This is a genomic window from Collinsella sp. LCP19S3_B11 (assembly GCF_052121915.1).
In the GTDB taxonomy this organism is placed as follows: Bacteria; Actinomycetota; Coriobacteriia; order Coriobacteriales; family Coriobacteriaceae; genus Collinsella.
The window spans coordinates 46,292-55,255 of sequence record NZ_JBQKDI010000015.1 but is presented as its reverse complement, the minus strand read 5'-3'; the positions used below and the strand labels follow the sequence as shown (position 1 = coordinate 55,255).

The following is an 8,964-nucleotide window of genomic DNA, read 5'->3' as shown; positions in this document are numbered from 1 at the left end:
CAACTGGGAAAATGCCGCCCCCGGGTCCCGGATAGGACCTCGGGGGCGTTCGGTTGACTGCGGGAGCGTGCCATCAGCTCAATGTGTTCGGCTGAGATCGGAAATCAACCGAACGGTTTGCTAAATCGATTTAGTCGAGGTAGATATGGCGGTTGAGTGGAGACGTAGGGTCGTTTTTGCAGGCGCATACCTCCGGGATCGCTAGAGATGATGACGGTAAAGATGTTCACTACCTTTGGTTCAATTTGGTAAATAACGGACATTTGTACCGTATTCACGCATGCTGTGCGATAATTTGCGCAACAATGAGTAAGGAGCCTCATATGAGTGATTTTGTCCTGACCTGTGAATCCGCCGCCGATCGAACCCGTGAGTTCTTTGCGTCGCGCAATATTCCTGTCGTGTGTTTTCATTACGAGATCGACGATGTTGTCTATACGGACGATCTGTATCAGTCGATTACGCCGGACGAGTTTTTTGCCCAGATTGCCGCGGGCGCTATGCCCAAGACGTCTCAGGTGAGCGTGGGTGAGTACGAGGAGTTTTGGGAGCCGTTTATTGTCGAGGGTAAAGACGTGCTGCACCTGACGTTATCGTCGGGCATTTCGGGCACGTATGGATCGGCCTGCGTTGCGGCGCAGATGCTCGCGGATCGCTATCCCCAGGGCGGCAAGGTGCGCGTCATCGATTCGCTGGCGGCGTCTTCGGGCCTTGGCCTGCTGGCGGAATGTGCCGCCGACGTTCGCGATAGCGGCGCTTCGCTCGACGAGACGGCCGCTTGGATTGAGGAGCATAAACTCAACCTGCACCACTGGTTCTTCTCGACCGATCTGTCGAGCTATCTGCGCGGCGGCCGCATTTCGGCCGCGAGCGCGATCATCGGCACGGCGCTCAAGATTTGCCCGCTTATGACGGTCGATTGCGAAGGTGAGCTGGCGCCGCGTGAGAAGATTCGCACCAAGAAGCGTGCGATTTCCGAGATGGCTAAGACCATGATGGCACACGTGCAGGGCGGTGCGGATTATTCGGGTAAGTGCATCATGTCGCACTCGGCGTGTCGCGAGGATGCCGAGGCAGTTGCGGCGCTGATCGAGGAACAGGTTCCGCAGCTTAAAGGCAAGATTGAGATTAATGACATCGGTACTCTGATTGGCTCGCATACCGGACCTGGTACGGTGGCGCTCTTCTTTATGGGCGACAAGCGCGTGGACTAACGTTTGTGGGCTGGCTGACGGTTTTAACGGCTACGCCTGTCCTCCTGACATTTGATAACAGAAAAAGGCCCGTCCCGTTGTTTGCGGGGCGGGCCTTGCTGTTGCGGCTAGCGTTTCTTTCCGCGGAAGAAAAAGCCGTGCAGTGACGGCTTGAGTCCGCGGTTGGCACGACGCTCCTCGATATGATCGTGGATCGAGGCGACGCGTTCGATGACCTCGTCGGGAATCGGCACGTCGGGATTCATGTTCTCGACCTGGCTGACCTCGGCGGCGGCGACCTGGTCGATAATGGGCACATCGTCGCGCGAGATGACAGGCGTGGCGTCTTCCTTCATCTTGCGGTAGCGCTCCATCATGTCGGTTTGCAGCTGCTGGGCCGAAGGCGGCGTCCAGATGATAGCGTTGGCGCCGGCGGCGATGGTTTCGCGGATGCTCTCGGGCGTCTTGCCACCCGGTGCGATGAGCGGCAGGCTGGGATAGTGCTCTCGCAGCTCGCGCAGGACCTGGGGCGTGTTTTTGCCGGCGGCGATGTTGAGGATCTTGGCCCCGGCGCGCACCTTGGCGTGGGCATCGTCATCGCAGCGAACGACCGTGGCGATGACGGGGATGTCGGCGATGTTGGTGATGTGCTCGACCATCTCGGCGGTAGCGGGGGAGTTGACCACGCAGCCCGCCGCGCCTTGCATCTCGGAGACTGCCGCCATCTGCACGGAGCGCTTACCGGTGGTGGTACCGCCGCCAACGCCCACAAAGACCGGGCACTCGGCAACAGTCAGCAGCGCCTGCGTAATGGCGGGCTGCGGCGTGAAGGGGTAGACGGCAAACACGGCGTCGGCATTGGAGTTGCGGATGACCGCCACGTCGGTGGTGTAGATGAGCGATTTGATGCGGCGTCCAAAGAGCGTAAAGCCGCTGGCCTCCTCAATCTCATCGGGCATGCGGAGGGCCGCCTTGCGCAGGCGCCCGTCGATGGGCAGCGGCTCCATGGGCAAAAGGCCGCTGGGGGTTACGGCCACCTGGGGCTCGGTAAATTCGTCCGCAAGCTCAACCTCTGAGAAATCGACCGAGGCGACGATGTCCTCGTGAACCTCGGCGGGAACATCGATGGGGGCTTGGTCGTTCGTCGCGGCGGGCGTGTCGAAGGAGCTGGTGGCGACAAAAGCGTCAACACGCTCGTTCAAATCGTTGAGAGAATCCATTGCGGTCCGTTTCTATAATGTGCGGTCGGCAGCGTGCGACCGGCGCTACGTTGCTAAAACGTTTGACGAGTTGATTTTTCCCCGCCGCGCTATCCGTTAGACCGAAGGGCCGCGAACGTGAAGGAGCTGTGGTGGCGGGAATCGAGGTGCTATCTTGGATGTCCCGTATACAAAAGAGAGGTGACGCGGTATGGAAATCTCGACATTATTGGGCTCGATTGGCCTATGCGTGGGCGCAATCGTAGCCGCCGCGGTCATCTACTTTGTGGTTACGGCCATTAAGGGCAAAAAGGCCGAGCGCAAGGAGCGTGAAGCGTTTGCACGGCATAAGGACCAGCAGGACAAGCGCGCACGGAGATAGCTTGTTGAGTTGGTCCGTGCGCTAACTGCGTTTTCGGATCAGAGCGATGTAGAAGCCCTCAAAGTCGCGGCTGGGCGGGATGGTCAGCGTGCCGGGCATGCCGTTGGCGACGGTCGAGACGTGGCCGGTGGCGATGGCCTCGGTGAGGGCGTTGCTCTCGACGCGTGGCTCTTCGCCAGCTTCCTGGGCGCGACGCGCTTCGCTTTCGCTCGGCGTGCCGTCGAGGGGAATGAGCTCGCAGTCCATGTGCTTGTCGAGGGCCTCTTGCAGGGCGTCCTCGTTTTCCTGCGGCAAGATCGAACAAGTCGAATAGACGAGCGTGCCGCCCGGCTTGAGGGCGCCCATGGCGCGGTCCAGAAGCGCGCGCTGTGAGCGGGCGCACTTGCAGAGCAGCTGCTCGGTCAGGCCGCGCAGGCTTTTCTCGTTGCCGCTGATGACGGTGCCCGTGCCGGTGCAGGGGGCGTCGAGCAGGATGCGGTCAAAGCGGAAGAACTCGTCAAGCTCGCGTGCGTCGATACGCATGACGGGCACGTTTTTGGCGCCCTGGCGGCCCAAGTTGGCCTCGAGCTTTTCGGCGCGGGGAATGCTCATCTCGCAGGCGGTGAGGTGCGCCTGTCCCTGGGTGAGGGCGGCGATCTGCGTCGTCTTGCCACCAGGGGCCGCGCACATGTCCAGGATATCCTCGCCGGCCTGAGCGCCCAGCACCAAAGGAGGCATCATGGACGACAGGCTCTGCAGATAGATCATGCCGTTGCGGTAGATGTCGAGATCCCACAGGTCGGATACCTGGGCCTCGGGCAGGATGAAAGCGTCCGGGTACCAGGCAACGGTTTGGTGGGCGATGCCGGCTGCGTCGAGCGCGGCGGCGATGTCCTCGGCGGTCGCCTTGAGCGTGTTGGCGCGCAGCGTGACCGGGCGTGTCGCCGCGGCGCCAAAGCCCTCAATCATGAGCTCGGCATCGGCAGGCGCATAGGCGCCGGCGACCGTATCGACCATAAAGCGCGGCAGGTCGGCGGCGGAGTGTTGGGCGGCAAGCTGGTCGGAAAGCTCGGTAGCGGCAAACTGCCTGAGCTTGAGCTCGGGCTTAACCTGCTTTTTCTGCTTACGACGACGCGGCTTGGACATCCGTCTTTCCTTCCCATTCCATTAAAAGTAGTCAATTTGGGACGGGGCTATTTTAGCTGCCCGTCCGTTTCGGCAGGCGTTGCAGTTAAATTTGGGACGGGGTAGCTAAAATAGCCCCGTCCCAAATTGACTACTCTGCCTTGGCGTTTGTCTAGTACTGGCTCTCGTGCTTGCTGAAGAAGTCGAAGCGCGGGGGCAGCGGCTTTACGCGGTGCTCGCCGGGCTTCTCGCCCAGGCTCTCCACAAACTCATCCGTGGAGGCAAAGATGTTGTCCCAGCTAAAGAAGGCGACCGGATCGATGTCGAAGTACTCGCAGATGAGCTCGCAGCCGGCCGGGACGATGCCGTGCATGAGCACGGTCGCCACGCGCAGCTCGGTAAAGGCGTCGACCAGTGCCTGCGTCATTGCGGCGTTTGCCTCGCTACCCTCGAGCTTGTTGGCAGCCTTGGAGGCGTCGCTCCAGCGCTTGTTGGCGGCACGCAGGTAGTCGTCGCACACGGCGAGCGCGCGGTGCGTCTCGAACTTGTACATGGCCTGCTCAAAGGCGAGAGCTGCCTGCTGGGCGGCTTCGATCACGGTGGCGGAGGCGGCGCCGGCGGGGATGCAGCCGTTGCGGTAGGGGCTCTCGTCGCCCTCCTTGACGGCGACGCCGTAAAAGCAGCTGCGGGCCAGGCGGTTGAACACGCCGGTCAAAAGCGCGCTCTCCTTAAGGGCCGGGTCGATAACGCGCTTGTCGTCGCAGGCGCGTACCTCGTTGCCGTCCTTGTCCTTGCCGGTCACGCGCGTGTCGTATGCCTTGGGGCTAAAGCTCACCGGCTTCTCGGACAGGCCGAGCGACAGCCAATGCGCGCGCATCTGCTCGCAGGTGTAGTGGTTGAGCAGGTCGTCTGCCGGCGGGGGAGGCGTCTGCGAGGACGAGCTTGCCTTTTTGCCCATGTAGAGCAGGTGGTAGCAGGCGCTGACGGTGCTCTGCGTGAGGTTCCAACCCAGGGCCTCCCACATGGCGGTCTGCGCGATGCAGTAGAAGTAGATGTTGTCCTGACCGATAAACTGGTAGATCTGTGCGTCGTCAGAGCACCACCAGTCGCGCCAGTCGAGCGAGCTGTGCTGGTAGGTGGGCGCGGGGACCTGCGTGGAATCGGCGGCGGGCTCGCCCATGAGGGCGGCATCCTGGGCGGCGACGCCTTCGGTCACGCCGGCGGCGCGGGCGTCGCGGGCGAGCACGGTGCGGGTGTAGCTGATGGGCGCCCACAGGCTCTCGGGCCAGCACCAGCAGGTGACATCGGTCACGCCATCGACCTCGGGCACCGGAACGCCCCAGTCGATGTTGCCGGTGATGCGGAAGGGCACGAGCGCCTTGCCGCTACGGAAGCGCACGCCGCCGTTGGCGAGCACCGCGTGGGCGTCGTCGCGCTCCTTCCAGCTGGGGAAGGTGACGGTAAAACTGCTCTTGTTGCCCTCGGGCTCCAGCACGGTGTGCTCGGGGAGCTGGTCCTCGACGGCATCGAAGGCCTCGCGGAACTTGTTCTGGATGTAGAGTTGTGCCGGCAGCAGCCACTCCTCCATGGTCTTGGAGACCACGGAGCGAACCTGCGGGTTCTGGGCGAGCTTGGCGGTGTAGGTCTTCATAAAGTCGAGGTAGGCCGGCAGGTCGAAGTAGAGGTTGTCGACCGGGCGCAGCTCGGGCACCTCGCCGGTGAGCTGGCTCTTGGGCGCGATGAGCTCCTCGGGCTCAAACTGGTGGCCCAGGTCGCACTCGTCGGCATAAGCCTTCTCGGACTTGCAACCTTGGATGGGGCAGCGGCCGATGACCTGGCGACCGTTGAGGAACGTGCCGGCCTTGGCGTCGTAGAACTGAAGGGTAGAGCGCTTGGAGATGGTGCCCTGCTCGTGCAGGCGCTCGATAATCTCGGCGGTCACCTTGTTGTGAATCTGGGCCGCCGGCTCAAGGCCCGAGCCGCCGTAGATGTCGCAGCTGATGTTGTAGTTGTTGAGGGTCGCGGCCTGACGAGAGTGATTGGACTCGACATACTCGCTAATGGACTTATCGTAGCCCTCGTTCTCCTTGAGCTTGCGGTAGCTCTCCATGATGGGCGAGCCGTAGCAGTCGGTGCCCGAGGTGAAGATGACGTTCTCGCGGCCCAGGCGGTCGCGCAGGAAGCGGGCGAAGAAGTCGGCCGGGACAAAGACGCCGCCAACGTGGCCAAAGTGAAGGCCCTTGTTGCCATAGGGCTCGCCGGCGGTTACGATGGCGCGGCGAGGCCAGCTGGGACGGTCGTTCATGGAGTATTTGGATGCCATGGGACTCCTTCGCATATGGTGAGAGCGTGGCCGGGCGCGGGGCTCGGCGACGCGGTGGTCAATTCGTGCATATCGTTCGACATTATCGCACATGCGGACGGGTACGTGGCAGGGGCGCTATCCTAAGATGCTATGAATGAGATTTCCAACATACATGCGTTTGAAGACGAGGATTTCCTGCACGCTTGCTTTGTGTGGGGGATGGCCGTGCTTGGCGCATTTGCCGTGTGCCTGGTGCCGGTGTTTATGCTGCTGGGTGGGCCCGCGGACTTGGACGCGGCTGACGCGGGTGGCTGGATGGCTGTCTTGGGCTGGATAGTCGGCTTGGCAGCGGTTTCGGCGGCGTCATTTGCCGTGCACGAGTTGGTGCACGGCGTGTTCTTTAAGCTGCTGGCTCCTGCGGGCGCGCAGGTTACCTTTGGGGCGAACCTCGAGACGTGCATGATTTACGCCTGCGCCGAGGGCGTGGTGTATTCGCGCCGGCGGTACGTGGCAGTTTGTCTGGCGCCGACGGTTGTTGTGACGACGGCGTTTGCCTTGGGGTTTGCGTTTTTGGGCTATCCGCTGCTGTGCTACCTGTCAGCCGGCTTGCATTTGTCGGGCTGTGTGGGCGACTGGTATTACGTGCGGACCATTTTGCGCGACCGCCGCATTGTCGCCTGCGAGGACACGTCCTTTGGCGTGCGCTTTTTTGGTCAGTAGTCTTTTTGGGACGGGGCTATTTTTAGTCTTTTTGGGACGGGGCTATTTTGACTACTTTTTGGAGATGGGTATTTTGACTGCTTTATGTCAAAAGTAGTCAAAATAGCCCCGTCCCAAAAAGACTACCCTGGGTAAAGATTGGGAGGAGATGTCCATGAAGCCGCTGCTGCTGCATGCGTGCTGTGCGCCGTGCTCGCTTGAGCCGGTTCGTCTGCTGCGTGAGGAGGGGTTTGAGCCCACGATTTGCTGGACCAACCCCAATATTCAGCCGCGCGATGAATGGCAGCGGCGTTTGGACGAGCTGCGCCGGTGGTGTGCCGATGGCGACATCGAGCTCATCGAGGCGGGGGAGGACCGCGAGCGCTGGGAGGCCGGCGTGGCCCCGCTGGGCGCCGATCGACCCCGTCGCTGTCGTGCGTGCTATGCCCTGCGCCTGGCCGAGGCATGCCGTGTGGCCCAGGAGCGCGGGTTTGAGTTTGTGGGTACGACGCTCGCCGTCTCGCCGTATCAGTTGTTCGACACCTGCAATGATGTGTTGGAGCGCTTGGCGGCGGCACATGGTCTCACCCCGGTGATTCGCGATTTTCGCCCGTATTATCCCGAGGCGACACGCCGTTCGCGCGAGCTGGGCATGTATCGGCAGAACTACTGTGGTTGCCGCTTCTCGGCCGTCGAGGCGGCCATGGACCGCGCCCGCATCCGCGACGAGCGCAAAGCCGCCAAAAAGTAGTTCTTTTGGGCTGGCAGCCTGCTAGGATGTAGAGCGGATTTTAGCTATATAAGGAGTATTCGACGTGTCTATGCGTACCGATGATTTTGACTACAACCTTCCTGAGGAACTGATTGCCCAGGCTCCTGCTGAGCCGCGCGACTCCTGCCGCCTACTGGTGGTGGATCGCAAGGGCTCCCAGGCGGGAACGCCACTGGAGCATGGCGGCACCGTCGAGCACCGCATCTTTCGCGACATCATCGACTATATCGAGCCGGGTGACGTGCTCGTCATCAACCAGACGCGCGTGATGCCGGCCCGCCTTATCGGTCGCAAGGCCGGCTCGGGCGGCGCGGTCGAAACGCTGCTGCTCAAGCGCCGCGAGGACGTGGATCCGCTGGGTCACGTTTGGGAGTGCTTGGTCAAGCCGGGCAAGCGCTTAAAGCCCGGCGCTCAGATTGAGTATCGCGCCGGTGGCGCCCATGCGCCCGAGGGCGCGCCCGTGGTGCTGACGGCCGAGGTCGTCGACTTTGTCACCGATAGCCGCGGCGGCCGCCTGGTGCGTTTTGAGCCAGCCGGTTGCAATGCCGCCGGCGAGCCACGCACGCTCGATGAGGCTATCCATGCTGCCGGCCACGTGCCGCTGCCGCCCTACATTACCGATTACGAGGGCGATCCCGAGAAGTACCAGACCGTTTACGCCATGAAGGAGGAGCACTCAGCTGCCGCTCCCACGGCGGGCCTGCACTTTACTCCCGAGCTCATGGCCGCTATCGAGGCCAAGGGTGCGAAGTTTGCCGCTGTCGAGCTCGAGGTGGGCATCGATACCTTCCGTCTGGTGGAGGAGGACGACCCCACGCAGCACGTGATGCACACCGAGCGCTATCACGTGTCGCAGGAGGTTGTCGACGCCGTGCATAAGGCTAAGGCCGAGGGGCATCGCGTGATTGCTGTCGGTACCACCGCAGTCCGCTCGCTCGAGAGTGCGTTTGACGCGGACGCGCCGGTGTCCGATCCGGCTGTGACGGCGCGCTATTTTGAGGGCCGTAAGGACGGGGCCGACACGCTCGGCCGTGGTGACATCGTGGCGCGCGAGAACGCGACGACGCAGCTCTACCTCATGCCCGGCTCGACCTATCACGTGGTCGACGCGCTGATCACTAACTTCCATGTTCCGCGCTCCACACTCATGATGCTCGTGAGCGCACTTGCCACCCGCGATCAGATCATGGATGCCTATGCCGCCGCTATCGAGCAGCGCTACCGCTTCTTCAGCTTTGGCGACGCCATGCTCATTTTGTAGGTTCCGCCGTTCTGCCGAACGGCGGACCGGCCGACGCTGCGCGGGCCGC

At 62.2% G+C, this 8,964-nt stretch carries 8 protein-coding genes; 5 read left to right on the top strand and 3 right to left on the bottom strand.

What is annotated here, in order from left to right:
* Positions 1-323: 323 nt before the first annotated feature.
* Positions 324-1,214, top strand: a complete 891-nt coding sequence (locus ACTQV4_RS08355; RefSeq protein ID WP_441546381.1) for a DegV family protein — start codon at positions 324-326, stop codon at positions 1,212-1,214.
* A gap of 107 nt (positions 1,215-1,321) precedes the next feature.
* Here the strand turns inward: ACTQV4_RS08355 and ACTQV4_RS08350 are convergent, their stop codons facing one another.
* Entirely contained in the window at positions 1,322-2,413 is a 1,092-nt protein-coding gene (locus ACTQV4_RS08350) for a hypothetical protein (RefSeq protein WP_427728970.1), read from the bottom strand.
* 190 nt (positions 2,414-2,603) lie between these two features.
* On the opposite strand from ACTQV4_RS08350, the gene ACTQV4_RS08345 reads away from it, so the two are divergent.
* Positions 2,604-2,774 carry a hypothetical protein gene (locus tag ACTQV4_RS08345; RefSeq protein WP_441546383.1) on the top strand — a complete coding sequence of 57 codons (171 nt, stop codon included), beginning with the start codon at positions 2,604-2,606 and terminating at the stop codon, positions 2,772-2,774.
* Positions 2,775-2,795: 21 nt separating this feature from the next.
* On the opposite strand, the gene ACTQV4_RS08340 is transcribed toward ACTQV4_RS08345, so the two are convergent.
* Positions 2,796-3,899 (bottom strand): RsmB/NOP family class I SAM-dependent RNA methyltransferase, encoded by a 1,104-nt coding sequence (locus ACTQV4_RS08340; protein ID WP_441546384.1) that lies wholly within the window; start codon positions 3,897-3,899, stop codon positions 2,796-2,798.
* A gap of 151 nt (positions 3,900-4,050) precedes the next feature.
* Entirely contained in the window at positions 4,051-6,201 is a 2,151-nt protein-coding gene (locus ACTQV4_RS08335) for a methionine--tRNA ligase (RefSeq protein WP_441546385.1), read from the bottom strand.
* A gap of 132 nt (positions 6,202-6,333) precedes the next feature.
* Here ACTQV4_RS08335 and ACTQV4_RS08330 point away from each other — a divergent pair, with 132 nt between their 5' ends.
* The 3 genes from ACTQV4_RS08330 (at position 6,334) to queA (ending at position 8,915) form a co-directional block, all read left to right on the top strand.
* Positions 6,334-6,903 carry a DUF3267 domain-containing protein gene (locus ACTQV4_RS08330; RefSeq protein WP_441569618.1) on the top strand — a complete coding sequence of 190 codons (570 nt, stop codon included), beginning with the start codon at positions 6,334-6,336 and terminating at the stop codon, positions 6,901-6,903.
* Between the two features lie 154 nt (positions 6,904-7,057).
* Positions 7,058-7,633 (top strand): epoxyqueuosine reductase QueH, encoded by a 576-nt coding sequence (locus ACTQV4_RS08325; RefSeq protein WP_441055709.1) that lies wholly within the window; start codon positions 7,058-7,060, stop codon positions 7,631-7,633.
* A 70-nt stretch (positions 7,634-7,703) separates the two neighbouring features.
* Positions 7,704-8,915 (top strand): tRNA preQ1(34) S-adenosylmethionine ribosyltransferase-isomerase QueA, encoded by a 1,212-nt coding sequence (gene queA, locus ACTQV4_RS08320; RefSeq protein WP_441569619.1) that lies wholly within the window; start codon positions 7,704-7,706, stop codon positions 8,913-8,915.
* Positions 8,916-8,964 lie beyond the last annotated feature (49 nt).

Coding starts and splice junctions, on each gene's coding strand:
- ACTQV4_RS08330 (WP_441569618.1), top strand. CDS start 6,334: ATGAATGAGATTTCCAACATACATGCGTTTGAAGACGAGGATTTCCTG.
- ACTQV4_RS08340 (WP_441546384.1), bottom strand. CDS start 3,899: ATGTCCAAGCCGCGTCGTCGTAAGCAGAAAAAGCAGGTTAAGCCCGAG.
- ACTQV4_RS08345 (WP_441546383.1), top strand. CDS start 2,604: ATGGAAATCTCGACATTATTGGGCTCGATTGGCCTATGCGTGGGCGCA.
- ACTQV4_RS08335 (WP_441546385.1), bottom strand. CDS start 6,201: ATGGCATCCAAATACTCCATGAACGACCGTCCCAGCTGGCCTCGCCGC.
- queA (WP_441569619.1), top strand. CDS start 7,704: ATGCGTACCGATGATTTTGACTACAACCTTCCTGAGGAACTGATTGCC.
- ACTQV4_RS08355 (WP_441546381.1), top strand. CDS start 324: ATGAGTGATTTTGTCCTGACCTGTGAATCCGCCGCCGATCGAACCCGT.
- ACTQV4_RS08350 (WP_427728970.1), bottom strand. CDS start 2,413: ATGGATTCTCTCAACGATTTGAACGAGCGTGTTGACGCTTTTGTCGCC.
- ACTQV4_RS08325 (WP_441055709.1), top strand. CDS start 7,058: ATGAAGCCGCTGCTGCTGCATGCGTGCTGTGCGCCGTGCTCGCTTGAG.